The sequence below is a fragment of the Variovorax boronicumulans genome (genome assembly GCF_029892485.1).
GTDB classification, from domain to species: domain Bacteria; phylum Pseudomonadota; class Gammaproteobacteria; order Burkholderiales; family Burkholderiaceae_C; genus Variovorax; species Variovorax boronicumulans_B.
In genome coordinates this window covers 225,349-248,244 of sequence record NZ_JARXVG010000005.1, presented here as the reverse complement: position 1 = coordinate 248,244, position 22,896 = coordinate 225,349, and the positions used below count along the sequence as shown (strand labels likewise).

At 65.9% G+C, this 22,896-nt stretch carries 26 protein-coding genes; 13 read left to right on the top strand and 13 right to left on the bottom strand.

Annotated elements, in window-relative coordinates:
* Window positions 1–82: 82 nt before the first annotated feature.
* Window positions 83–643, bottom strand: coding sequence for a DUF3455 domain-containing protein (locus tag M2282_RS14105; protein ID WP_280809609.1), 561 nt, complete (start codon window positions 641–643; stop codon window positions 83–85).
* Between the two features lie 270 nt (window positions 644–913).
* Here M2282_RS14105 and M2282_RS14100 point away from each other — a divergent pair, with 270 nt between their 5' ends.
* Window positions 914–1,375: a hypothetical protein gene (locus M2282_RS14100; protein WP_280809398.1), complete on the top strand. Its 462-nt coding sequence runs from the start codon at window positions 914–916 to the stop codon at window positions 1,373–1,375.
* Between the two features lie 156 nt (window positions 1,376–1,531).
* Here the strand turns inward: M2282_RS14100 and M2282_RS14095 are convergent, their stop codons facing one another.
* Window positions 1,532–1,864 (bottom strand): hypothetical protein, encoded by a 333-nt coding sequence (locus M2282_RS14095; RefSeq protein WP_280809397.1) that lies wholly within the window; start codon window positions 1,862–1,864, stop codon window positions 1,532–1,534.
* Between the two features lie 352 nt (window positions 1,865–2,216).
* Between M2282_RS14095 and M2282_RS14090 the strand changes: the two genes are divergently transcribed.
* From M2282_RS14090 to M2282_RS14070, 5 genes are all read left to right on the top strand, one after another.
* Window positions 2,217–2,921: a DUF5343 domain-containing protein gene (locus tag M2282_RS14090; protein WP_280809396.1), complete on the top strand. Its 705-nt coding sequence runs from the start codon at window positions 2,217–2,219 to the stop codon at window positions 2,919–2,921.
* On the top strand, window positions 2,918–3,484 hold the full coding sequence (locus tag M2282_RS14085; RefSeq protein ID WP_280809395.1) for a Swt1 family HEPN domain-containing protein: 567 nt from the start codon (window positions 2,918–2,920) through the stop codon (window positions 3,482–3,484). The genes M2282_RS14090 and M2282_RS14085 overlap by 4 nt, the downstream gene beginning before the upstream one ends.
* Before the next feature lie 148 nt (window positions 3,485–3,632).
* On the top strand, window positions 3,633–4,835 hold the full coding sequence (locus M2282_RS14080; protein ID WP_280809394.1) for an MFS transporter: 1,203 nt from the start codon (window positions 3,633–3,635) through the stop codon (window positions 4,833–4,835).
* Between the two features lie 44 nt (window positions 4,836–4,879).
* The gene (gene dkgB / locus M2282_RS14075) at window positions 4,880–5,698 is read left to right on the top strand and encodes a 2,5-didehydrogluconate reductase DkgB (protein ID WP_280809393.1); all 819 of its coding nucleotides are present in this window, start codon (window positions 4,880–4,882) and stop codon (window positions 5,696–5,698) included.
* Between the two features lie 109 nt (window positions 5,699–5,807).
* Window positions 5,808–6,983 carry a tetratricopeptide repeat protein gene (locus M2282_RS14070; RefSeq protein WP_280809392.1) on the top strand — a complete coding sequence of 392 codons (1,176 nt, stop codon included), beginning with the start codon at window positions 5,808–5,810 and terminating at the stop codon, window positions 6,981–6,983.
* Window positions 6,984–6,998: 15 nt separating this feature from the next.
* Here M2282_RS14070 and M2282_RS14065 read toward each other — a convergent pair whose 3' ends face one another.
* From M2282_RS14065 to M2282_RS14050, 4 genes are all read right to left on the bottom strand, one after another.
* Window positions 6,999–7,376, bottom strand: a complete 378-nt coding sequence (locus M2282_RS14065) for a hypothetical protein (protein ID WP_280809391.1) — start codon at window positions 7,374–7,376, stop codon at window positions 6,999–7,001.
* A gap of 134 nt (window positions 7,377–7,510) precedes the next feature.
* Complete coding sequence (locus tag M2282_RS14060) at window positions 7,511–8,068, bottom strand: RICIN domain-containing protein (protein WP_280809390.1); 558 nt, start codon at window positions 8,066–8,068, stop codon at window positions 7,511–7,513.
* Window positions 8,069–8,125: 57 nt separating this feature from the next.
* Entirely contained in the window at window positions 8,126–9,154 is a 1,029-nt protein-coding gene (locus tag M2282_RS14055; RefSeq protein ID WP_280809389.1) for a patatin-like phospholipase family protein, read from the bottom strand.
* 176 nt (window positions 9,155–9,330) lie between these two features.
* Window positions 9,331–9,603 carry a hypothetical protein gene (locus M2282_RS14050; RefSeq protein WP_280809388.1) on the bottom strand — a complete coding sequence of 91 codons (273 nt, stop codon included), beginning with the start codon at window positions 9,601–9,603 and terminating at the stop codon, window positions 9,331–9,333.
* Here M2282_RS14050 and M2282_RS14045 point away from each other — a divergent pair.
* Entirely contained in the window at window positions 9,602–10,012 is a 411-nt protein-coding gene (locus tag M2282_RS14045; protein ID WP_280809387.1) for a hypothetical protein, read from the top strand. The two genes, M2282_RS14050 and M2282_RS14045, sit on opposite strands and share 2 nt — an antisense overlap.
* Window positions 10,013–10,024: 12 nt before the next feature.
* On the opposite strand, the gene M2282_RS14040 is transcribed toward M2282_RS14045, so the two are convergent.
* Together M2282_RS14040 and M2282_RS14035 are read right to left on the bottom strand one after the other, a co-directional pair.
* On the bottom strand, window positions 10,025–10,738 hold the full coding sequence (locus M2282_RS14040; RefSeq protein WP_280809385.1) for a hypothetical protein: 714 nt from the start codon (window positions 10,736–10,738) through the stop codon (window positions 10,025–10,027).
* Between the two features lie 25 nt (window positions 10,739–10,763).
* Window positions 10,764–11,795 (bottom strand): saccharopine dehydrogenase family protein, encoded by a 1,032-nt coding sequence (locus tag M2282_RS14035; protein ID WP_280809384.1) that lies wholly within the window; start codon window positions 11,793–11,795, stop codon window positions 10,764–10,766.
* Between the two features lie 110 nt (window positions 11,796–11,905).
* On the opposite strand from M2282_RS14035, the gene M2282_RS14030 reads away from it, so the two are divergent.
* Window positions 11,906–12,538, top strand: a complete 633-nt coding sequence (locus M2282_RS14030) for a TetR/AcrR family transcriptional regulator (RefSeq protein WP_280809383.1) — start codon at window positions 11,906–11,908, stop codon at window positions 12,536–12,538.
* Here the strand turns inward: M2282_RS14030 and M2282_RS14025 are convergent, their stop codons facing one another.
* On the bottom strand, window positions 12,539–12,796 hold the full coding sequence (locus M2282_RS14025) for a hypothetical protein (protein ID WP_280809382.1): 258 nt from the start codon (window positions 12,794–12,796) through the stop codon (window positions 12,539–12,541).
* A gap of 112 nt (window positions 12,797–12,908) precedes the next feature.
* A complete protein-coding gene (locus M2282_RS14020) occupies window positions 12,909–14,111 on the bottom strand; it encodes an amidohydrolase family protein (protein ID WP_280809381.1) in 1,203 nt (400 codons plus the stop codon).
* Window positions 14,112–14,239: 128 nt separating this feature from the next.
* On the opposite strand from M2282_RS14020, the gene M2282_RS14015 reads away from it, so the two are divergent.
* Entirely contained in the window at window positions 14,240–15,169 is a 930-nt protein-coding gene (locus M2282_RS14015) for a DMT family transporter (RefSeq protein WP_280809380.1), read from the top strand.
* 103 nt (window positions 15,170–15,272) lie between these two features.
* Window positions 15,273–16,103 (top strand): TorF family putative porin, encoded by an 831-nt coding sequence (locus M2282_RS14010; RefSeq protein ID WP_280809379.1) that lies wholly within the window; start codon window positions 15,273–15,275, stop codon window positions 16,101–16,103.
* 169 nt (window positions 16,104–16,272) lie between these two features.
* Here M2282_RS14010 and M2282_RS14005 read toward each other — a convergent pair whose 3' ends face one another.
* Window positions 16,273–17,292, bottom strand: coding sequence for a Bug family tripartite tricarboxylate transporter substrate binding protein (locus M2282_RS14005; RefSeq protein WP_280809378.1), 1,020 nt, complete (start codon window positions 17,290–17,292; stop codon window positions 16,273–16,275).
* A 131-nt stretch (window positions 17,293–17,423) separates the two neighbouring features.
* Between M2282_RS14005 and M2282_RS14000 the strand changes: the two genes are divergently transcribed.
* The 3 genes from M2282_RS14000 to M2282_RS13990 all read left to right on the top strand — a co-directional run bounded on the left by M2282_RS14000 (window position 17,424) and on the right by M2282_RS13990 (window position 20,503).
* The gene (locus M2282_RS14000) at window positions 17,424–19,112 is read left to right on the top strand and encodes an MBL fold metallo-hydrolase (RefSeq protein WP_280809377.1); all 1,689 of its coding nucleotides are present in this window, start codon (window positions 17,424–17,426) and stop codon (window positions 19,110–19,112) included.
* Entirely contained in the window at window positions 19,109–19,831 is a 723-nt protein-coding gene (locus tag M2282_RS13995) for an RNA pseudouridine synthase (protein ID WP_280809376.1), read from the top strand. Before M2282_RS14000 ends, M2282_RS13995 begins: the two co-directional genes overlap by 4 nt.
* Before the next feature lie 111 nt (window positions 19,832–19,942).
* Window positions 19,943–20,503: a hypothetical protein gene (locus M2282_RS13990; protein ID WP_280809375.1), complete on the top strand. Its 561-nt coding sequence runs from the start codon at window positions 19,943–19,945 to the stop codon at window positions 20,501–20,503.
* A 21-nt stretch (window positions 20,504–20,524) separates the two neighbouring features.
* Here the strand turns inward: M2282_RS13990 and M2282_RS13985 are convergent, their stop codons facing one another.
* Together M2282_RS13985 and M2282_RS13980 are read right to left on the bottom strand one after the other, a co-directional pair.
* Window positions 20,525–21,970 (bottom strand): TolC family protein, encoded by a 1,446-nt coding sequence (locus tag M2282_RS13985; protein ID WP_280809374.1) that lies wholly within the window; start codon window positions 21,968–21,970, stop codon window positions 20,525–20,527.
* Between the two features lie 4 nt (window positions 21,971–21,974).
* Window positions 21,975–22,886 (bottom strand): efflux RND transporter periplasmic adaptor subunit, encoded by a 912-nt coding sequence (locus tag M2282_RS13980; protein WP_280809373.1) that lies wholly within the window; start codon window positions 22,884–22,886, stop codon window positions 21,975–21,977.
* Between the last annotated feature and the right edge of the window lie 10 nt (window positions 22,887–22,896).

The window sequence follows — 22,896 nt, the reverse complement described above, 5'->3', positions numbered from 1 at the left end:
GGCGACAAGGTCTGCGGCGGGTGGTGGGCGGCCCCATCGTAGTGGAGCAACCGCGCACCGCCGCAGTTTCACCCCCGGATCATCAGGACGCCTTGTAGAAGATGTAGTCGGCCTGGTACTTCACGATCTGCTTCTGGCCCTTGGTGGCGGGCGTGCAGGGCACGGCCGCCGGTGCCACGCCGCCTTGCAGGGCGACGCGCTGGATGTAGGTCACGCCCGTCATCGCGCCCGAGCCCGTGGCCGGGTTGGCCTTCACGAGCTGGAACGGCAGGCTGGTCGGGCCCGAGGGCGCGACCGCCAGTTGCGTGGCGGTGAGCTTGGAGCCGTCCATCGACTCCCAGGTGGCCGGCGGGCCGTAGTACTTGCCGACCTGCTTGCCGCTGCGGTCGTTCAGCTTCGCGTCGGGGCCGACGAACACCCACTCGGTCGCGCCGGGGGTGTTGGCCTTGTCGCGGCATTCGTAAGTGATGTCGCCCACGCCGACGGTTTCCATGGCGACTTTGTTGCCGGCGGGCACCTGGATGGTGGGCGGCAGGCTGGACTGGTTGAACGTGGGGGCCATCGACATCGAGCCGCAGGCGGTGAGCACGGCGGCGGCTGCAGAGATGGCGCCGAGAACGGCGATCGAGCGGGAGGTGTGCATGGACATGGAATTACTCCTGAGTTGTAGAAGGTCAGCAGCTCCTCGCTGCTGATAGGTACTACCCGCCGGATGCACGTTTGGATGCAGGGGATGCGAAATATTTTTCGGCCGTGGACGCCGGGGACTTTCCGCAACAGGCCGCCGCAGAAAGCCGAAACCGGCGCCCGGCGTGACGAATTTCCAGCCGATTCACACTGGGCCACAGTGTCATCGGCCGCATCCCTCTAGAACTCCCGGACCACAACCGGGAGTTCCAAGATGAGGTGTTCCATGCGAGCTAAGTGGCTGCTGGCAGCGGCGATGGTTGCAGCGTGTGCCCATGCCTCGGCATGCCAGCGAATCATTCAGATCACGTTGACATTCGCGGACGGCTCCGCCGCGCTGGACCGTGCGCAAATCGGCCGCCTGGCCGACTGGATTGCCAACGCAGATGCGATGTTTGCGACGTACAACAGCGCAGGTGTCGAAGCAGGCGCTACCGCCGAGCCACCGGAGAGAACGGCGAGAGAGGCGGCGCAACTCGCACGAACGCGCGCCAACAACGTGGCTCGCGCGCTGAAGAACCTGTTCCCCGCACGCCTCGACGTCCAGAAATTTGCACATGCCTACCGGGAGAAAAGGGACGGCGATGCGCAGGTCAATGACTTCGCCGCCATCCAGCTCTATCCCGATTTGAAGACTTCAAAACTGCCGGGCTGCAATCCCGGCCTTTCGGACGGCCTGGAGCGCTGATGCGAACTCGTGAATTTCTTGCCGTTGCCGGTACCCTTGCTCCCGCTTGACGCCTCGCATGCTCATCCGCAGGCGTCGAACACGAGGTGCAGTCCTGACGAAAGAGAGAGAGAGAGAAAAAAAAGCCGCCGGGCCAACCGGCGGCCCGGCGCTTACTTACGTCGCCGAAGGCACGAGGCTGTTGCCGCCGACGCAGCCGCCTTGCAGCGCCCGGCGCATGTCGCCAGCGGCTGCATTGACGGCGTCGATGCGCGCCACGAGCGCTTCGTTGATCAAGCTAAGCAAGGCGCCCAATTCGCTGCGGGTGGGAGCGAGCGCCTCGCTGTCGTCGGTGGCGCCGGGTTCGATGAGCTTTTCGAACGCGGTGTAGGCGCGCAGGACCTCGGTGAGGCTGTCGGCGTCGTCGCAGGTTTGGATTGCGAGGTCGTCGAGGGTGAGGGATGTGGAACCGGCGCGCGATTGCGCGGGGGTGGATGCGGATTCAGCCATGTGCGGCCTCCCAGAACTTCGGTTTTGCAACAACCGCCGCACCCGCTTCCAAACGATGGCGGCAGCTCGAACGGGTTGGAAGACCGGGAAGCTCTGACGAGAACCGGCAAGGCTCGCGCCTTCCCGTTCGAGCCGCCAAAAACTGGAGGCGCAAACAGAAAAGCCGCAGACCATGTTGCGGTGACTGCGGCTCTCGTCGCAGAACTTCGACGGGCTTCCAAACCCGGCCGCGCTTTTTGCGCGACGGGAAGCAGTATATCTAGGACAACTGCAGAGGGATTCGCCAACTTCGCCCTCGGGGCGTCGCAGGCCTCACGGTCGCTTCGCTTGCATTTAAGAGTAGGTCTACTGGATGGCTAACGCAAAAACGTGGACACAAATCATCAGCCGTGTAACCATGCATTTCTTCAACTATTCGGATTCTGAATATGGCTACTTCGCTGCCTTACCTTGCATCAAACAAGAACATCGAAACGCTTTTTTCGGCGATTCTTTCCGCCAAAGTTCCCGACAAATTTACCCAAGATTTTCTTCAAACACGATTGGTCTTAAGGGCTCCAATGATCGACAAGTTATACCGTTGCTCAGAAATTTAAAATTTCTCGATCAATCCGGGAGCCCCACCGCCAACTACCGACTGCTGAAAAGTCGGGATACCGCTAAACACGCAGTTGCCGACGGAATTCGCTCGGCCTATGCCCCATTGTTCGCGGCAAACGAAGATGCGCACTCTCTGACTTCGGAGAAATTGAGAGGTCTGGTTGCGCAAGTAGCAGGCACTGATGACGACATGACCGGTCGGATCGTTTCAACCCTGTCATCACTTATTAAACAAGGTGATTTCTCCAACCGATCCACGCCGCCTTCATCAAAAAAACGAGAGGATGATCAACCGGAAGATAGCTCTGATGAACAAGTGGGCACATCTTGGAAAAATGGACTGGCAAAACCAATGCGCCCTGAGTTCCACTACAACATTCAAGTGCATTTGCCAAACAATGGATCTGAGGAGGTGTACTTGAACATCTTTAATGCGCTCCGGAAATCTTTCGCATGAGCATCGATTCCAAGGCCGCGTTATTTCTCATGCTCGGACAAGCGGTCGAGCGGTCGGTTTCCAAAATGGAAAATCTGGTTCCCGAAGACACCCTGCTGCTCGCGCCTTCTTACGACCTTGCCCCCTTGCTCCCTGCTAGCGTTAAAAGAGCAACGATGGCCGCGGAAACCTATCGGTTGATCTTCGTATTCGAGAACTTCCTGAGAGGCTTTGTGGTTGATGTACTTTCGAAGGATGCGAGCCGCCCTTGGTGGGACAAAGTTCCAAAGGATGTCCAAGACGAGGTGATCAAAATCGAAGAAACCGACGAAGTGAAAAGTTGGATGGCACTCGGCTCACGTGATCGATCTGCGCTTATGACGTTTCCGCAACTCCTACGCGTGATCGATCACGCGTGGAAAGATGGATTTGACGACTTGGTCCGCGACAAGGGATTGATTCAAGGCGCGCGTCTTATCGTTCACTTGCGCAACACCATCTGCCACATGACTGAAATTCCCGAGGAAGAAACCGATCGCGTTCGGCAAACAATGCGTGATTGGTTCCGCGTTATTTCCCCATAGCTCCCCATAGCTCCCGATAGCCGAGCAGATAGCTAGTTCGACGGGAAGTGAGATCTTTGTCTTCAGCACAAGTATCTTCTGCCCCAACCCCCATTTATCCGCAAAGGTATCCCCAAGACACTCCTCCTAACCCATCCAGGAGTGCCTCATGCCAATCGCCCTACTCGCGCTGACCCTCAGCGCCTTCGCCATCGGAACGACCGAGTTCGTCATCGTTGGCCTCATCCCCACGGTCGCTGCTGACCTTGCCATCAGCCTGCCCTCGGCCGGCTTGCTGGTCAGCCTCTACGCCCTGGGCGTCGCCATCGGCGCGCCGGTGCTCACCGCCCTCACGGGCAAGCTGCCGCGCAAGGCGCTGCTGCTCGGGCTGATGGCGCTGTTCACGCTCGGCAACCTGCTGGCGTGGCAGGCGCCCAGTTATGAATCGCTGGTGGCCGCGCGCATCCTCACGGGGCTGGCGCACGGGGTGTTCTTCTCGATCGGCTCGACCATCGCCACGGGCCTGGTGCCCAAGGAAAAGGCGGCGAGCGCCATCGCGATCATGTTCACCGGGCTCACGGTGGCGCTGGTCACGGGCGTGCCGCTGGGCACGTTCATCGGGCAGCACTTCGGCTGGCGCGAGACCTTCCTGGCCGTGTCCGCACTGGGCGTTGTCGCCTTCGTCGGCAGCTGGATCTTCATTCCCAACAACATCCGCCACACGGCGCCGGCCTCGCTGGCGCAGCAGGCCAAGGTGCTGGCCGAGCCGCGGCTGTTGCTGGTGTATGCCAAGACGGCGATCGGCTACGGCGGCTCGTTCATTCCGTTCACCTTTCTCGCGCCGATCCTCACCGACGTGTCGGGCTTCAGCGCCGGCGCGGTGGGCTGGGTGATGCTGGTTTACGGTGTGTCGGTGGCGGTGGGCAACATCTGGGGCGGCAAGCTGGCCGACCGGCTGGGGCCGATTCCGGCGCTCAAGATCATCTTCGCGCTGCTGGCCGCCGTGCTGCTGGTCTTCAACTTCGCGGCGCCGCACAAGTGGCTGGCACTGGTGGCGGTGCTGATGTGGGGCGCGGTCGCGTTCGGCAACGTGCCGGGGCTGCAGGTGTATGTGGTGAAGCAGGCCGAGCGCTTCACGCCGCAGGCAGTGGACGTGGCCTCGGGCCTGAACATCGCGGCCTTCAACCTGGGCATTGCCCTCGCAGCCTGGGCCGGCGGCCTGATCGTGACGCACCTGGGCCTCATGCACACGCCATGGATCGGCGCACTGGTGGTGCTCGTCTCCTTGGCCCTCACGCAGTGGAGCGGCACGCTGGACCGCCGTGCCGGGATTCCGGTGCGCGCTTCGGGGCCGGTGCCGGTCGGGCACTGATCGCTGACTTCTCTTCTTCTTTTTCAACGCACAAGGACAACACCATGACAACGACGAACAACACCATCCCCGCCTTCGGCCTCGGCACCTTCCGCCTGAAGGGCCAGGTGGTCATCGACTCGGTGAAGAACGGCTTGGACGTGGGCTACCGCGTCATCGACACCGCGCAGATCTACGGCAACGAAGCCGAGGTGGGCCAGGCGATTGCCGAAAGCGGCGTGGCGCGCGACAGCCTCTTCATCACCACCAAGATCTGGACCGACAACTACGCCAAGGCCAAGCTGGTGACTAGCCTGAAAGACAGCCTCGCCAAGCTGCGCACCGACCACGTCGACCTGACGCTGATCCACTGGCCCTCGCCCGGCAACGCGGTTTCTGTCGCCGAGTTCATGGGCGCGCTGGCCGAGGCCAAGGCGCTGGGGCTCACCAAGCGCATCGGCGTGTCGAACTTCAACATCGCGCTGATGAAGGAAGCGATTGCGTCCGTGGGCGCAGAGAACATCGCCACCAACCAGGTCGAGCTGCACCCGTACCTGCAGAACCGCAAGGTGGCGGAGTTCGCGAAGAGCCAGGGCATCCACATCACCTCGTACATGACGCTGGCCTACGGCAAGGTGATTGCCGACCCGGTGATCGAGGCGATTGCCAAGGCTCACGACGCGACGACCGCGCAGGTCACGCTGGCTTGGGCGATGCAGTTGGGCTATGCGGTGATTCCGTCGTCCACGAAGCGGGCGAACCTTGAAGGCAACCTGAAGGCGCGGCAGTTGAGGCTGACAGATGCGGAGATGGCGCAGATGGCGGCGCTTGATCGCGGCGAGCGGCTCACGGACCCGGCTGGGTTGTCGCCGGCCTGGGATTGATCGATTGCACTGCGTCCATGAGCGCAGCGGCCGCACCCCATAAATGAAGCATTTGGTTTACAAATTGAACGGCTAGATTCAAACTCCCTTGAAATCAACGGAGGCCCGCATGTCGATCACTCGTCACTTGACGGTAAGCATCCTGATGTTCGGCGCCATGCACGCGCATGCGTCGAGCGACGGCACCGACAGCCATTGCGTCATTGGCAAGAACCGGACGCTGTTCAATCAGTGCGATTACCCGGTCGACGTTGGTTTCTGCGTCGAGAACCCCCAGCAGACGAAGAATTTCTTCGACAGCTCTGACGCTTTCAAATGCCCCGGCGGAGGGCTCAGCACGCTTCAAGCCGGCAAGGAGGAAGGCAACATCCTCAACGGCACCGTGCATTGGTTTGCCTGCTCCACGGCGCACCGGGGCTCGGCAGGGTGGAAGTACGTTCCCGGCTCTGGCTACAAGGGACATTGCGCCAGGGATGAGGCCATCGCGGGCAGTGGTTCTCCGACGGCGGAACGCGGCCTGGTGCGGCCTGCAGAGCCCGCCGTCTGGGGCGCTGCGACCGAATGCATCGACTGGTTTCCCGAAGGGCCCTCCTGGTGGAGAGAGCTGGACCCGACCACCAACAAACTCATGTGCAAGATGCCGCTCTCGCCGAGTGCGCGCACGGCCACGGTGCAAAGGTACATCGCGTCCAGGCGGGAGGAGGCGGAGGCAGCCCAAGGCAAGCGCGATGAAGCCGCGCGAGCAGACCAGCAGTTCCGCACCGGCCTGCAGACGATGAACGCGGGGCAGCTTTTTGCGCGCGCCGACGAACTGAGCAGCCAGGGGGACCGCGCCCGCGCCCGGGAAGTGCAGCGCGCCTTGATCAGCCGGTTCCCGGATCACCCGCTCGCAGCGACGGCCGCGCGCCAGATGGCTGGAGAGTCCGGCGGCAATTCCAACCCATCAGCCGGCGGCAGTTCGATGCCGGCGGGAGCCGCAGTCTCGGGTGGGCGGCTTTCCAGTCAGGCATGCGAGGCCATGAAGCAGTCGGTCATTGCGACCAGGGTGCCGGCCAACGCATCGATCACCGCGAGCAACGAAACCGTGATGTTCATGACGAGGACGGCGCTGAACATGATCGCCGGCAACTGCCCGACCGAGCCCGGCGTGACGCCCGCTCAGATCGAAGCGGAACGCAGGCAGCGTCAGCAGCAATACACGGCCGCGGAGAGCGCGTGCAACGCCGTGCAATCCGGCGACCGCCGTTGCGGTCCCAGGAACCATTTCGGGCCAGGAGCCTTGTGACACTCCGACTGCCGACTACCCGGCAGTGACGCTTCCGGTCTTCTTCCGGGCAGTGGCTTCGGCCACGGGCTTGCGCAGCGCGTCCAGTGCATCGCACTCGGCCTTCAGCGCGGCCGCGACCTGCTCGGGGTCCACGTGCAATTCGACGATGTCGCGCTCGCCGACGCAGTGGCCATCGAGGCGTACATAAATGCGCTTGAAGTCGCCACCGAGCGCCTTGGCCACATCGCGCAGGCAATCGGCGAGCGTGGAAAAGCCGCCATCTTTGTAGGAGCTCGGCGGTATCACGCCCTTGGAGCGGGGTGCGCGAACGGAATACGCAAACGTGACGCCCTCGCCCCGCAGTTCCACGACGGGTTGCAGGATGCGCTGGGCTTGCGTGATGCGTTGCATGGGCGCAGTTTAAAACCGGCATGGCCGCGAAATGCTGGCGGACCGGATGGTGTTCACGCGCGCGCCCTGAGCCTTGCTTTTTTTCTTCGCGCGTGAACACGCCGGCACCCTCCCCGCTCCACCCTCCTCGCGTGTCAACCCAGCGGCAGGAGCGGCACGAACCCCCATGCCTGTTTCTCGAACTCGATGAAGCTGATGGGGCCGGCCATCGCTGGCGCTGCAGACTGGTCGCTGGAAAGCTGGATGACCATGGGCGTCTGCGAATTGCTCGAGTGGGATTTGCTCTGGATGTACCAGTAGCCGAGTTTCTCGGTGGACTGGAGGCACCAGAGTTGGAAGTCGGGCTGCAGCGGGTCCTTCGGCATCATGAACAGGGGCCTGGGCTCGAGCGGCAGGTTCGGCTCGATCGGCGTATACGGCTCGAGCGTGACGACGAAGCCGGTGCTCATCTTCGTCTGCAGGTACCACCACCCCGGGTTCTCCGCGCCGGCGGCAACGAAGGTCCATTGCTGGTTGCCGGTGTCCGGCGAATTGCGCGGATAGCCAATGATCTTGGTGCCCGAGGCGGCGTTGTTCTGGAACACATCGAGCACCAGGTGGCTTCCTGCCAGACGCCGGATGACATAGGGGCCAAGGTCCAGCGGGCCCATGGTCGGGGTCGCTGGCGAAACATCTTTTTGAAGGGTCGACATCGTTGCTCCTTGAGAGGAATACGTACGTTTCGTGGAATGAATGCCGTGAATCGGCGCTCAGGCGCGCGCGGCACTGCGCCGGCTGTCGCCCTCGGCGCCACCGCCGACGACATGGTTCCACCAGTAGGCCTCGATCAATGCTTCCGCCTTGGAGGTGTCCGCGGCCCTGCCCTTGTCCTGCAGCAGCTGGATGGCCTCGGGATACGTGGTGTTCTCCGGAATGAAGAAGGGCAGCGTCGGGTTGAGGTTGACGTAGCGGTCGCCCAGCAGAAAGCCGGCCAGCGTCGGCATGAGGTTGCAGGAGGTTCCGTTCAGGCACATGTCCAGGATCGGCCCGGGCGTGGACTGGTTCATGAGGAAGGGCGGCGTGTTGTTGAACGGGTTGCCGTCGCCCGCCATCCACTGGTTGGCGCCCCACTTGTGGGTGTCGCTCGCAATCCAGTCGTACATGAGGCCGGTGCCGATGGTGATGGCCGTGATGTCCTCCAGCTTGTGCCCTGCCTGCACGGCCAGCGCAATGGCCGCCACTGTCGGATCGTGGTTGAAGAAGGCGCCGTCGACGTTGCCTTCATAGGAGCCCAGCTGCCCCGGCATCGCACCGCTGGAGGTGGCGGCCTTGGCGATGAGCACGTCGCCCATGTCCTGCGCCATGTTCGTGTACATGACCGGCGCCCACGGCGTGGGCGTCACGACGCCGTCGTCCGAGGTCGCGAGGCCGCCGGCATTGAAGGTCACGAAGAGCACCTTGCGATCGAGCTCGGAGACCCGCGTTTCCTTCCACATCGCGTACTGCGAACCGAACACTTCGTCGATGTCGTAGGCGGGCTTGTTCGGGTCGGTGTCCATCTTGTCGTAGAACTTGATCTCGCCGCCCTTGAAGAAGTCGATGAGGTCCTTCGGCGTCTTTCCGAATGAGAGTTCGCTCGTGATGATCGACCCCGTCGAGCACCCTGCGATCAGGTCGGTCTCGGCCACGATGTTCGGAAATTTCTCGCACAGTTTCTGCAGGATCGTGACCGACATCAGTCCGCGTATGCCACCTCCGACGAACGAGAGGATGGTGAATTTTTTTCCAGGCTCTGCCATGACCAGCTCCTTTCAAATCATTGAATTCCCCGGGTTGGGGAAGCGGAGTCTCTGCCTCTGGCATGTGCATCGTCTACGCGTGGAATCCCGTTCAATCCATCGGCGTAATTCCGAACGCCGCGCAAGAAATCGCTCGGCGCCGCAACGCAAAAAACTACGCACTTAGGTAGTCGTCTTCATGCGGCGATCGCTGCAAACGGCTCGAGCGAAGCCATTAGTTCACTTGCCTGCACGGCATCGAGTTCGCGCACGAGGCTGCAGAACCCGGCTTGGTAGCAAGGCAGCATCAAGGCCGCGGTGAGTGCGTGAATGTTGTCGCCGCGCGCGATGTGCGCGTGACATGCGGCGATGCTGCGATGAATTCGTCGTGAATCGCACCGAGCCATCGGCGAGCGAGCGAGGTGCCGTGCGGGGACAATCGAAGGCTCCTTGAAAACGAATGCATCCATGCCGACCGAACCTCTCACCCCTCCTTCACCGACGGACCAGCCGGACGATGGGTCCGCAGCCAAGCCCCACGCGCGCGCCGCGCAGAGTGCAGGCAAGGCCCGGCGCCTGCGCACCGAAGCCGACAAGCTGGAGGCCTTCTGCGTCGTCGTGCGCGCGGCTTCGTCCGCGGCGGACCATGCCGCGTTTGCGGAGGTGAGCCGCGCGGCATCGAAGGCGCTGCAGGCCAAGTTCGGCGGCGGAACGATCACTTCGGTGTTCGCATGGCTCACGAGCAGTGCGGGAAAGGACGCGCTGGACAGCGTTCTTGCAGGCGAGGTCGAGTTGACGGGGTCGCTCTCGGTCGAGCAGATCGTCGAGGCAGTGGCACTGGCGCAGAAGGCGGAGCTGCTGCGCGCCACGCAAGGCTGAGGTTTCTTCGCCTCAGCCGGCCGCGCGCCAGCGGCCGGATTCGGGGCACACGCTCGCGCGCGCGCCGTCGAGCCAGACCTGCTCATCATTCAACTGCGATGCGGTCGAGGGGTCGATGTCGAATTCGATGCGCAATTCGCGCGCCACATCGGCGTTGTCGATGGGAAGCTCCCACGTGAGGAACAGCTGGCTGCAGTCGCGCCCGGCCGCGAAGTCCTCTGCATCGAAACCGCTGGCACCGCGGCGGATCACCGCATGCGGCTGCGCGGTGTCGAATATCAGCACCGTGCCCCTGGCCAATGGAATGCGATGGCCGGTGCCGGGAAAGTGCACGTCCAGCCCCTTGTCCTCGCTCACGAAGAGATTGCAGAAAGCGGCGCTGCCGTATTGCTCGCCGTCGTGGTGGTAGCGCGCGCCGCGACAGGCCATCAGGGCGATGTCGCTGGAAGCCAGCACCTCGTTCAAGCCGAGCGACCGCGTCCACTCGCTCATCGCCTGCACACAGCGTTTGTGGTCGGGCCAGCGCATGCGGGCGCGCGCCAGCGACAAGGGTTCGACGTCGCCGGGTTCGAGGAACAGGGTCTGGGAAATGTCGCGTTCCCAATCGGCCATGAGCCGCGCGGGCGGCTGGGGCACATCGACCGTCCCCGACAGCACGATGCCGCTCACGCTGCGGCTGCGCAGCGCGGTGCTGTTCCAGAAGTAGGAGGTGAGGCGTTGGCTCATCGGGCAGCCAGTGTAGTGAGCGCCTCTATCGAATATCGAACGACAGGTGCCCGGGGCTGAGCGATGCGAGGAAGTCGCGCGCATCGAAGGCCTCGCCGGCGGTCAGCACGCCGGGCGTCTTGACCTGCCCGCCGACGACGCGGGCCAGGGCCTCCACGACCAGCGGTGCGGTGAACGCATAGATGTCGCGTCCACTCGCAACCGCCCTGCGCTCCTCGCCGCCGCGGCGCGCGATCACCTCGACCACGAAGGTCTGCGACGACCGGCCGCTCGCGTCGCTGGCCGTCGGCGCCTTCTGGCTCGGATCGGTCAGGTCCTTGACAGCGGCGAGCGTCATGTACGAGCGGATCTCGGGCACCTGGATGTGGCGCGAGATCGTCACCGTGTCGGCCATGGTGAACTCCGAGACGGCCTGCTGCCTGCCCAAGGGCGCGGGGAAGTTCCATTCGACGACCGGTGCAGCGCCCGTCACGTACGAGATCTTCCCATCGCCGAAGACGACGCGCCGGCCATCGCGGCGCTGCCTGGAGACCTGGCCCGCGACCAGCGTGCCGGTCGTTGGCAGCCAGCTGTCGAGGCCGTAGGCGATGGAGATTTCATCGGCCGATGTCCAGTCGCCCATGGCTGCGGTCGCGAGCAGGTCGCCGAGCCCGCCGTAGAACGCCATCGCATGCACGACGACGACGCCGGCCTCGCGTGCCGGGTCGGCATACAGCGCGAAGGTGTCGATGTTGGCTTCGATTTCGGCGGCAACGTCGAGGTAGGGAATGCGCGCGCGCAGTGCCGCTTCGATTACCGGGCCGGAGGTGCTGGCGAAAGGGCCCGCGCAGTTGATGACGGCCGCGGCGCCCTGGAGCGCGCGGTCGAGCGCGGGGGCATCGTCCACCGAGGCGGGGCGCATTTCGAGCTCGGGGTATTCGGTTGCGAGTGCGTCGAGCTTGGCGGCGTCGCGGCCGGACAGGATCGGCGTCCAGCCGCGCCTCTGCAGCTCCGACACCACGAAACCGCCGGTGTGGCCATAGGCGCCATAGACGACGACGGATGGGTTCGATTGCATTTCTGATTCCCTCTTTTTTCGAGCAGCCCGCCGCACAACGCTACAGATCTGTACTCCTCGGCGCGGAGCTTAGAGTACAGATCTGTAGCGTGTCAAGGTAAACTGCGCGCATGAACAAACGCACAGCCGTGGCCGCCGAAGCAGCCGCCCCCGAACGCAGCCCCTCGGTCGCGCGTGAGCGCATTCTCGAAACCGCGACGGCGCTGTTCTATCAAGAGGGTGTGAGGGCCGTGGGGGTCGACCTGGTGGTCGAGCGATCGGGTGTCGCCAAGACCAGCCTCTATCGGCACTTCGCGACCAAGGACGATCTGGTCGTCGCGTTCCTGGAGCGCGAAGACGCGGAGTACTGGAGCGATTGGGACGGCGTGGCGGAGAAGGCGAAGGGCGACCCGTTGGCGGAACTGGAAGTGCACATCCGATGGATTGCCAACCACATCCTCAAGCCGACGTACCGCGGCTGCCCGTTCCTCAACGTGGCGACCGAGTTTCCGGATGCCGCGCACCCGGCGCGCGCCATCACCACGCGGCACAAGCTCGAACTGCACCGCCGCCTCGCCGCGCTGGCGAAGGGGGCGGGCATTCGCAAGCCCGTGGAGCTGGCGGACCAGCTGGGGCTACTGTTCGACGGGGCCTACATGAACGGCCACCTGACGGGCAAGAAGGGGCCCGTGCGTTCATTTGTCAGCGCGGGGATGGCGCTGCTGCAGCTGGCCCAGAACCAGCAGCCGGCGACCGCCGCTTGATCAGCCCGCGTTCTTGAGCGATTGCTTGGCCTTGCTGGCCGAGCTCTTCGAGCGGTTCTTGTGATAGCCCGACTTGACGTTGTTCACCGCCTTGCCGACCGGGCCGCTCTTCTTGGCCTTGCTGTCGGCCTGCTTCTCGTCGATCTTGTGCTGCGCGGCATCGGTCGCTTCGGAAGCGGCCTTGCCGATCTGCGCGTTGGCCGTGCCGGCCGCGAGCAGGGTGAGCGAAGTGGCGAGTGCGATCAGGGTCTTGTTCATCGGGTGTTCCTCCAAGTATTGAAATCGGAGTCGATGGTTGCATCGCTGGCGACGGCAGCGTGTCAGCCGTGGCCGCGCATGGCCTGTGGGCTGCGCCCCACAGTAGAGCCGGTCACAACGCCGCCGCCTCTGGCTGCAGCAAGCCGTTGCGCGCCACCACCCGGCCGCCCGCTACCACCAGCCTGCGCACAGGGCGCGCCACCACTGCATGCGCGAGCGTCTGCGCATCGACCAGCACCAGGTCGGCGCGGTCGCCGATCTCCAGTCCATAGGCCTCGAAGCCGCAGCCGCGCGCCCCCGAATAGGTGACGGTGTCCAGCGCCACTTCGACCTCGTCGTCGCGGCGCAGGTTGTAGCGCAGGCCGATGAGCATCGCGCGCTCCAGCATGTCAGGGTTGCCGTAGGGCGTCCATGCGTCGCGGATGCCGTCATTGCCGCCGACCACCGTCACGCCCGCCTGCCGGCAGGCCATGAGCGGCGGCACGCTGCGCGAGGGCGGCGCGCTGGTGATGAGCACCACGCCGAGCCTGGCCATGCGCGCGAGCAGCGTCTCGCGCTCGCGTTCGCCCACGTCGCCGAGGCAAAAGCCGTGGCTGATCGCAACCTTGCCCTGCATCCCAAGCGCCTCGGTGCGCTGAAGGATCAGCTCGAGCGAAAACGCGCCCATGGCCCCCGGCTCGTGCAGGTGGATGTCGATGGGGCGCTGGTGCCTGTCGGCGATGGCGAAGAGCACATCGAGCGAGCGCACCGGGTCGCCATCGATGGCGCAGGGGTCGAGGCCGCCGAGCACATCGGCGCCGAGCGCGAGCGATTGGTCGAGCAACTCGGCCGTGCCGGAGCGGCTCAACAGGCCCGACTGCGGAAACGCGACGACCTGGATCTGCTGCAGCTCGCGCAGCGCCTCGCGCGTGCGCAGCGTGCCTTCGAGGTGGCGCAGGCCGGCCTGGGTGTCTACATCGACATGCGTGCGCAGCCGCGTGGTGCCCAGCGCGAGGAATGCTTTGGCGAGCGCGAGCGATTGCACCGCTGCGTCGTGCCCGCTGGCATGGCGGAAGGCGCGCTCGTTCTCGATCTTGTCGATGAGGTTGGTGCCAACTTCGTTGCGATACCAGTCCATGCCCCACATCGTCTTGTCGAGATGCGTGTGGCCTTCGACGAGGCCGGGGAGCAGCAAGGCGCCGCCGCCCTCTTCCACCGTTGCATCGGCGGGCGCGGCAAGCGCGGTGCCGATTTCAGCGATGCGGCCATCGCGCACCAGCACGTCGACGGGGGAGGCGCCCATGGGGCGAACATTGCGGATCAGGAGCGTGGGCATGGGCATATGGGAAGGCATCGAGCGGTTGTCATGAACAGCCTACCCAGATTCGGGCCGGCGGTCATCACGCACACGGTTCGTTCCAGGCCGAAGTGTTCATGCCGCCCTCTCGCGATGATCGGCGCACCATGCACACGACCGCACTCGATACCGCCGCCAGGACCCGCCCCAACCTCGCCTTCGAATGGGCGCTGCTCGCCGTGCTCGCGACCTGCTGGGGCGCCTCGTACACCTTCATCAAGATCGGCGTGCAGACGCTGCCGCCCGTCACGCTGATCGCGGCGCGCACGCTGGTCGCCGGCCTGCTGCTGCTCGCAGTGCTGCGCATGCGCGGAGTGAAGCTGCCGACCGAGCCCGCGATGTGGAGGCGCTTCGCGCTGCAGGCGTGCCTGAACAGCGTGCTGCCGTTCACGCTCATCGCGTGGGCCGAGCGCAGTGTGGATGCCGGGCTCGCGACCATCCTCAACTCGACTTCGCCGATCTTCATCTTCCTGCTCGGCCTCTGCATGGGCGGCGCCGACAAGCCCACGCTGCGCCGGCTGTTCGGCGTGGGCGCGGGGCTGGCGGGCATCTGCCTGATCGTCGGCTTCGAGGCGCTGGATGGCCTCGGGCATTCGCTGCTCGCGCAGCTCGGTCTGGTGGCAGCCGCCGTCTGCTACGGCTGCGCCGCGATGCTCGGCCGCGTGTTCAAGGGGCTGGACCCGATGGTGCCGGCCGCGGGCTCGCTGCTGAGCGGCGCCGCGATGCTGCTGCCCGCGAGCATCGCGATCGACAGGCCCTGGACACTCGCGCCATCGGCCGCGTCGGTGATGGCGGTGCTGGCGCTCGCGGTGCTGTCGACAGCCCTCGCCTTCACCATCTACTTCCGCCTCATCAAGACACTGGGGCCGATGTCGACCGCCGCGCAGGCCTACCTGCGCGTGCCCATCGGCGTGGCGATTGGCGTGGCGTTCCTCGGCGAGACGCTCTCGCCCACCGCGTGGGTCGGGCTCGCGTGCATCGTGGCTGGCGTGGTTGCGATGACGATGCCTGCGCGCCGCGGCACGCCAACGGGCTAAGGCTGCGTTCGAAACTTTTGCGGCCGGGGCCTCATTTTTTACGCGGCTTTTAGACGCCCGCTCCTACGCTGCCGGCTCCTCCATCCGTTAGCGATTTCTTTCGATGAAACACCTTGTCCGCATCGCCTTGCCGGCACTCCTTCTCCCCACCCTCATCGCCCTTCCGATGCTCGCAAGCGCGCAGCTCAGCGGCAACGTCTCGCTCACCAGCAACTACAAGTTCCGCGGGCAAGACCAGGACATGCTGGGCAAGAACGACTACGCCAAGACCAGCGGCTTCAAGCCCGCCATCCAGGGCGGCTTCGACCACGCCTTCGGCGACAGCGGCTTCTATGTGGGCAACTGGAATTCGAGCGTCAACTGGCTCAAGGGCAACAGCCTGGAGAGCGACTTCTACGGCGGCTACAAATTCAAGGCCGGCCCCTTCGACATGGACGTGGGCGCCCTCACCTACGTCTACCCGGGCAACTCATCGGGCAACACCACCGAGCTGTACAGCAGCGCCGCCTACACCGACGAGACCATCGGCTCGTTCACGCTGAAGTACTCGCACACCGTGTCCAAGGACTACTTCGGCTACGCAGGCAACAAGGCCGGCTCGGGCCTGAAGGGCACGAACACCGGCTACCTGAACCTGGCCTACAGCAAGGAGATCGTGCCCAAGCTCACGCTGAAAACGGCCGTGGGCTACACCAACATGTCGAGCGATATCCGCAGCCTTGGCTACAAGAGCTACGTCGACTACAACGTCGGCGCCTCGTACGACCTGGGCAACGGCCTCTCGCTGGCCGGCTCGGTGCAGGGCGCAAACAAGAAGAGCGCGTACACGTCGGTGAGCAACCCCGGCGCAGACTTCGGCTTCGGCACCTTCGGACGCACAACCTACTCCCCGAACAAGGCGCGCTTCATCGTCACGCTGACGAAGACGCTGTAGTTCAGGCAGTCAGAGCACCCGTGCCAGCCGCGCACCCACAGCGTGCCCGGGTGCGCAGGGCACCGGGTGCTTCTCGCAGCGAAATCAAGGAGGAGCCGAAGGCGGGGGACATTCGCGGAGGGAAGTACCCGGTGGCCTGCGCACGCGCCCTGAACGCAGCCCGCACCAGTCAGTCGATGCTGATATTCGCAGCCTTCGCCACCTCAGCCCATTTCACCCGGTTCTCATGCACCGTCTTCTTGAACTGCGCAGGCGACTCGATGCGAATGGTGTTCCCCTGCGCCTCGAACTTCTCGCGGATTTCGGGCTGCTCCAGCACCGCCTTCACCGCGGCATTGAGCTTGTCCACGATCTGCGGGTCCGTGCCCTTGGGCGCGAAGATGCCGAACCAGATCGAGCTGTCGAAGCCCTTGGTGCCCGGCACGCCGCTCGACGCGATGGTGGGCACCTCTTTCACCGCGGCCACCGGCGCGGCCGTGGTCACCCCCAGCAGGCGCACCTTGCCCGCCTTGTAGTGCGGCAGCACCGTCTGCACCTGATTCATGATGCAGCAGGTCTCGCCACGCACCACCGACGTGATGGCTTCGGGGCCGCCCTTGTACGGCACATGCACCATGTTCAGCCCAAGGCGTGAATTGAATTCGGCAAACGCCATGTGCGTCCCCGCGCCGTTGCCTGTAGACGCATAGTTGTACTTGCCGGGGTTCGCCTTGACCAGGTCGACGAACTCCTTCAAGGTCTTCACGTCGATCACGCTCGAATTGATGGTGAGCACGTTCGACACATCGAGCACCGGGGCCACCGGCACAAAGTCGGCCTCCACGTCGAAGGGCAGCTTCTTGTAGAGCGCGGCATTGCTGCCATGCGTGGCCGCGGTGCCGAACGAAAGCGTGTAGCCGTCGGGCTTCGAATGCGCCACGTACTCGCTGGCGATGTTGCCGGCGGCGCCCGACCTGTAGTCGATGATGACCGGCCGCCCCAATTGCTTCGACAGTGGCTCCTGGATCGTGCGGGCGACCACATCCACACCCGAGCCGGCAGGAAAGCCCATGATCAGCGTGACGGGCTGCTGTGGCCAGTCTTGCTGGGCGAAGGCCGCTGGCGACGCCGCGGCGCAAAGAACGGCCGCGGCCGACAGCAGCGAGCGGCGCGACAGGGAAAAGAAGAGAGAGGAACGAGAATGGGCCATGACTGTCTTTCTGCGAGGCGGGCGGTGCAAAAGCGAATTGTGCGAATTGTGGCGCGTGGCTCATGCCCGTTCCACCATGAGCTTATGCACGGCAACACACGCGCATCGCACCCGCTCCCCATAATCCCCCCATGGTCCGTTTCTCCCAACTCATTCACCCTGCACGCGAGCCCGCGCCCGTGCGCGCCGCCGCCACCGTGCTGCTGCTGCGCGACACGCCCGCCGGCATCGAGGTGCTGATGACCCGCCGCTCGGCCACCGCGAGCTTCGCGCCGGGCGCCTACGTCTTCCCGGGTGGCCACATCGACGCGGCCGACGAAGCCGCCAAGCGCATCGCCACCCGTCGCCCCACCCAGAGCCGCACGCAGCGCACCCAGGCCATCGCGGCGATCCGCGAGGCTTTCGAAGAACTGGGCGTGCTGCTCGCGCACCATGCCGACGGCCGTCCGGTGAGCGCCGAAGACATCGCCGCCATGGACCGCAACGCCACCGCCGGCACCGGCTTCGCCGACCAATGCGCGGCACGCGGGCTGGTGCTGGCATCGGACCAGGTGTTCACCTTCGCGCACTGGATCACCGACCGCGACCTGCCCAGGCGCTTCGACGTGCCCTTTCTCGTCGCGCGCATGCCCGAAGGCCAGGTGCCCACGGCCGACGAGAGCGAGCAGTTCGAGCCCTGCTGGGTGCGCCCCGCCGATGCGCTCGCGCGCCATGCGGCGGGCAGCTTCTTCATGATCTTCCCGACCGTGCGCACGCTGCAGCGCATGGCGGCCTACGCAACGGTCGATGCGGTGCTCGCGGCCTGCGCGCCCAACGGCAACGCAGAGGCTCCGCTGTGGACCAGCTGCCCGCGCGCCGGCCTGCTCAAGGGCGAGGACGCGCGCTACATGGAAAGCGACTCGCCCTATGGCGAACTCGCGCTGGTGTGTCCCGACGGGCAGGTCGTGCATTCGCTCGACTGGCAAAGCGAGCAACCGGTGGCGCTCTTGAAGAACGTGCAGCGCCTCACCGCGCCCAACCCGAGCGCCATGACCGGCCCGGGCACCAACACCTACATCGTGGGCGATGCGGACACGGGCTACCTGGTGATCGACCCGGGCCCGAACGACTTCGACCACATCGGGCGCATCTGGCGCGCCACGCACGGCGACATCCGCATGATCGTCTGCACGCACTCGCATGCCGACCATTCGCCGGGCGCCGCGCCGCTGCAGGCGCTGTGCAAGACGAACAGGCCCCCGATCCTCGGCCTGCCCTCGGCACCGACGGCGCGCGCCACGGCCCGCTTCACACCCGAGCGCTCGCTGGCAAACGGCGAGCGCCTGTCGCTCTCGGGCACCACCGCCGAGGGCGCGCCCATGAGCCACACGCTGCGCGTGATCCACACGCCCGGCCATGCAGCCAACCACCTGTGCCTAGTGCTGGAAGAAGACGGCCTGCTGTTCTCGGGCGACCACATCCTGAACGGCAGCACCACGGTGATCGATCCGCCCGACGGCGACATGACGGCCTACCTCGATTCGCTGGACACGCTCGATGCGGCCTGCGCCGCGGGCCTGGTCGAATTCATCCTGCCAGCCCATGGCTATGTGATCGGCTTTGCGCGCAACGCCATCGCGCACCTGAAGGCGCACCGCCTGAAGCGTGAAGCCAAGATCGCCGCGGCCATGCACAAGCTGCCCGGGGGCACGCCGGAGCAGTGGCTGCCGCTCGCCTACGACGACGTCCCCGAGCGCATGTGGCCGGTGGCCGCGCGTTCGCTGGCCGCGCATGTGGCGCGCATCCAGCAGCAGCAGCAACAACAGACAGGCGCCCGATGAAGAGCAATTCCCCCGAAGACGAAGGCATCCGCCTGGCCAAGCGCGTGGCGGCCCTGGCCGGCGTGTCGCGGCGCGAGGCCGAACTGCTGATCGAGAACGGCGCGGTGCGCGTCGATGGTGTGACCGCCGTGCTGCCGCAGTCGCGCGTGCAGGCGCATCAGCAGGTCGAGATCGCGGCCGGCGCCAAGCCCGAGCCGGTGCTGCCCGTCACCATGCTGCTGTACAAGCCGGCCGGCATGCCGACCGACAACGCCTTCAAGCTGCTGGTGGCCGCGAACCACCACGAGCCCGAGCGCGCCGGCCAGCGGTTCCTGCCGGCGCACCTCAAGGGACAGCACTGCATGACGCCGCTGGAAACCGGCGCGAGCGGCCTGGTGGCCTATACGCAGGAGTTCCGCATCGAACGCAAGCTGCAGGAAGACGCGGGCATCCTCGAGCACGAGGTGATGGTCGACGTGGCCGGCACGGTGGGCCCCGAGGTGCTCGCGCGCTTCGAGCGTTCGCCCGCGCGCGTGAGCATTGGCCGGCAGGCCGAGGACGGCAAGCAGACCGGCCTGCGCTTCGCGCTCAAGGGCGCGCGGCCCGGGCAGATCGCGCACCTGTGCGACCAGATGGGCCTGACCATCGTCGCGATGCGGCGCATCCGCATCGGCCGCGTGCCGCTGGCGGGGTTGCAGCCCGGCCAGTGGCGCTACCTGGCGCCGCACGAACGTTTCTGATCGACGAGGAAGAGAGAGAAAGAAAGAGAGAGAACGATGCGCTGCGTGCCTCGTGCGTGCGGCCTGTAATTTTCAGCAAGCGGCCCCCGCCGCCGACAGGGAGACCGAGCCATGAACTTCAAAAGAACCAGAACCACGGCCGCCGCATTGGCCTCGACCGTGCCCCTGGCACTGCTTGCGGGCTGCAGTTTCTTCGCATCGCTGCAGCCGGCGCCCGGGCCCGCCGCGGCGCCTGCACCGCCCGCGGTGGTGTCCAGGGAGGGGCTGGCGCCGATCACCGGCGAGCAGGTGGAGCGCATCCGCGAAGCGATCGGCGGCAAGACGCCCAGCCCGGCCGTGGCCAAGGTGGTGCGCGGCGCATCGCCGACCATCGAGTCGTTCGTGCGGACCGAGGGCTGCATCACGGAGCGCAACGGCGCGGTGCTCAACCCCTTTGCGGCACCGGGCCGGCTGTTCGACGGCACCGGCTTCCAGGGCGGACCGATGGCGCAGATGCAGTACCACGACAAGACGGCCTGCGTGACCGTCAAGCGCATCCAGAAATGGAAGATGGTGTCGCCGAAGCTGCTGCGCTTCGAGGTGGTCTACGTGGGCGACGACGGCGAGGAACACTCGATCCGCCGCCACGAGCTGATGCGCCAGCCCAAGGGCGGCTGGCTGTTCACGCGCTGAGCGCAGGCCGCTTCGGCCGCGTCATTGCTTGGCGACGGGCGCGGCTTCATCCGGCTCCCAGCCGCCGCCGAGCGCCATGAACAGCACCACCTGGTCGTCGGCCAGTTGCGCGTCGCTGGCCGCCAGGGACGCGTCGCTCGCCGCGAGCGAGCGCTCGGCATCGAGCGCATCGAGGTAGGCGGTGCGGCCGTTCCGGTAGAGCTGTCGGGCCTGCGCCGCGACCTTGGCGCTCTCGTCGCGCGAAGCCTGCAACGCGGCGCGGCGGTCGAGCTCGCGAGCGTAGGTGCCGAGCGCGGTCTCGGTTTCGCGCAGCGCGGTGAGCACGGTGCCGTCGAACTTCGCGAGCGCGCCACGGGTGCCGGCTTCGGCCTCGGCGATGCGGGCCTGCGCGATGCCGGTGTTGGGAATGGTCCAGGAGATCAGCGGGCCCATGCTGAAGCTCATCGTGTCCTTGCGGCCGAAGTCGGCGGCCGGGCCGGCCGATGAAGCCGAGAGGCCCAGCGTGACCTTCGGATAGAGATCGGCCGTGGCCACGCCGATGCGCGCGGTCGATGCGGCGAGGCTGCGTTCGGCCTGGCGGATGTCGGGGCGGCGGCGCAGCAGGGCCGCGCCATCGCCCACGGGCAGCGTGCCAGCCACGCGCGGGGGCACGGTGCAGTCGGCCACTTCGCGCGGAAAGTCCTGCGGCAGTGCGCCGGTCAGCGTGGCGAGGCGGTAGAGCGCGCCCTGGCGCTCGGCCTTCAGTGGAGGCACGGTGGCATTCAGCTGCTGCAGCTGCGCGCGTGCGCGGCCGGCGTCGATGGCACCTGCGCGGCCTGCGCGTTGCAGGCGGTCGGTGACGTTCACCGCGTCTTGCTGCAACGCAATCGATTTCTGCGCGATCTGGAGGCGCAAGCCCGTCGAGCAGGCCTCGGCGTAGGCGCGCGCGGTGCCTGCGGCGACATTCACGCGCACGAGGTCGAGCGCGGCCGCGGCGGCTTCGGTGCTGGCGCCTGCGGCTTCGATGCTGCGGCGGATCTGGCCGAACAGGTCGACCTGGTACGACAGCGATGCGCCCGCGCTGTAGTTGAAGCGGCTCGGCGGCTCGTAGCCCTTCTGCAGCATCGACAGGCCCGAGACATGGCCGAAGGACGGGCCGCCGCTCACGCCCAGCGTGGGACGTTCGGCGCCGGCCACTTCGGACTCGATGGCGCGCTCGCGTTCGAGGTTCGCGACGGCCTGGCGCAGGTCGGTGTTGTGCGCGAGGGCTTGCGTCACGAGCTTGTCGAGCAGCGGGTCTTGGTACAGGCGCCACCAGTGCGCAGGCAGCGGCGCGGCGTCGGCGGGCGCCTCGGCGAAGGGCTTTGCGGCGGCGGGCTGGCTGGCGAGCGCATCGGCGGGTTGCTTGTAGTCGGGGCCGACCGCCGCGCACGCGGCGAGGCCGGCGGCCACCGCGAGCGAAGCCATGCGAAATGCGAAGCGGGTCATGGCGTCATCCTTTCCTGGGTGCAGCTGCGTCACGCTCCAGCACCTGCACGGTGACCGTCTGGCCTGCGACGAGCCGCGCACCTTCAGGCAGCGGATCGAGCTTCACCCGCACCGGTATGCGCTGCGCGAGCCGCACCCAGTTGAAGGTCGGGTTCACGCTGGGCAGCAGGTTCGCGCTGGTGGAGCGGTCGCGGTCGGCGATGCCGGCGGCCACGCTGTCGACCGCGCCTTCGAGCACCGCGCCGCCGCCCATCGGCGTGACGCGCACGCGATCGCCCAGGTGGATGCGGGGCAGCTTCGTTTCCTCGAAATAGCCTTCGACGTAGAACGAGCGCGCATCGACCAGCGCGAGCACCGGCCGGCCCGCGGCCGCGTAGCTGCCCTGGCGCAGGTCCAAATTGGTGACGAGGCCATCGGCCGGCGCGCGCACTTGGGCGCGCTGCAGGTTCAGGCGTGCCGAATCCAGCGCCACCTCAGCCTGCGCGACGGCCGCCTGCATCTGCTCGACGCGCGAGCGGGTCTGTTCGCGCGCCTCCTTCGACACCAGCTCGTCGAGCCCCGTGTTGCGCGAGTTCTCGCGCCGGGCCTGGGCGCTCATGGCGCGTTGCGCGGAGAGCGCGGCCTGGGCTTGGCGCACGGCCAGGTCGTAGCGCGCCCGGTCCACCTCGAACAGCAGCGTGCCGGCGGCGACCGATTGGTTGTCCTGGATCGGCACTGCCGTGACCAGGCCCGACACGTCGGGCGCGATCTGGACCACGTTGGCGCGCACGCGGCCATCGCGTGTCCATGGCGCGAGCTCGTAGTGGTCCCAGAGCCGGAAGCCGGCCCAGACGGCGGCGGCCACCACGGCCATGGTGAGGAGCACGCGCACCAAGCGCTGTGCCCGGGGGTTGTCTGCGGATGAACTGGCTGTCATGGGAATCTCT